The organism is Pseudogemmobacter sonorensis (assembly GCF_042762395.1).
In the GTDB taxonomy this organism is placed as follows: Bacteria; Pseudomonadota; Alphaproteobacteria; order Rhodobacterales; family Rhodobacteraceae; genus Pseudogemmobacter; species Pseudogemmobacter sonorensis.
On record NZ_JBEFZE010000092.1, the window covers coordinates 1 to 1,020 of the forward strand.

Genomic DNA, 1,020 nt, shown 5'->3' on the forward strand with positions numbered 1-1,020 from the left:
GCGACAGGGCGACATAGCTGCCGTGGGCGTCCATGCCGGGTGTTGCCAGCACATGCGTCCGGTCCACCGTCATGCCCTGCGCCTTGTGGATGGTCGCCGCATAACCGTGGTCAATGCGGTCATAGTCTTTCAGGTCGAACGCGATAGAGCGGCCATCGTCTGTCTGCACCGTCATGCTCTGGGCGCTGACCTGTTCGATGGTCCCCAACGTGCCGTTCTTCACACCAAGACCGCGCTCGTTTTGCAGGAACATGACGCGATCCCCGGCGGCGAAGTTCCGTTCGCCGCGTTCGACCGTGACGCGCACGTCCTCGCCCAGATCGCCTGCCTCCCGCATCCGGTCGCGGGCGGCTTCGTTGAGTTCCCGCACCTCGGCATTGGTGTGGGAGAGAATGATGCGGCTGCTGTCCGGCGCGACCTGCCGGTCGCGGTCCCAGCGGTCTATCAGATCGTCACGGGCCTGTTCCCGGCTTTGCGCCTCATGCACCATGTCGTGGCGGTCATAAGCACGGATCGCCGCGCCGGTCCTGCCAGTCGCCAGATCGCGCGTGGCGTCCCGCTGCCAGTCCTCACGCTGGCGGCGGACCTCGCCGATCTCCGCGCCGCCGTGGTGTTCGTGGATGGAACGGAACGCCGCGCCCGCTTCGATGGATTGCAATTGCTGCGGATCGCCCACCAGAACGACCTTTGCACCAGCTTCGGCGGCATTCGACAGAACCCGCTCCATCTGCCGCGTGCCGACCATCCCCGCCTCGTCGATGACAAGCACATCGCGGCTGGTGAGCATGTCGCGGCCATTGGCCCAGCCATGTTCCATGCTGGCGATGGTGCGGGACGCAATGCCCGATCCGCTTTCCAGATTCTCGGCGGCGATGCCGGACAGGGCAACGCCACGAACCTCAAAGCCTGACGCCTCCCAAGTCTCGCGGGCAACGCCAAGCATGGCGCTCTTTCCCGTCCCGGCATAGCCGACCACGATCCCAAGATCGCTCCCGTCCGTGACATGCGCCAGCGCCTCGG

1 protein-coding gene is annotated in these 1,020 nt (G+C 65.8%); it reads right to left on the minus strand.

What is annotated here, in order from left to right:
- On the minus strand, positions 1 to 1,020 hold a 1,020-nt coding region (locus ABNX41_RS21875; protein WP_438671788.1), incomplete at both ends, for an AAA family ATPase.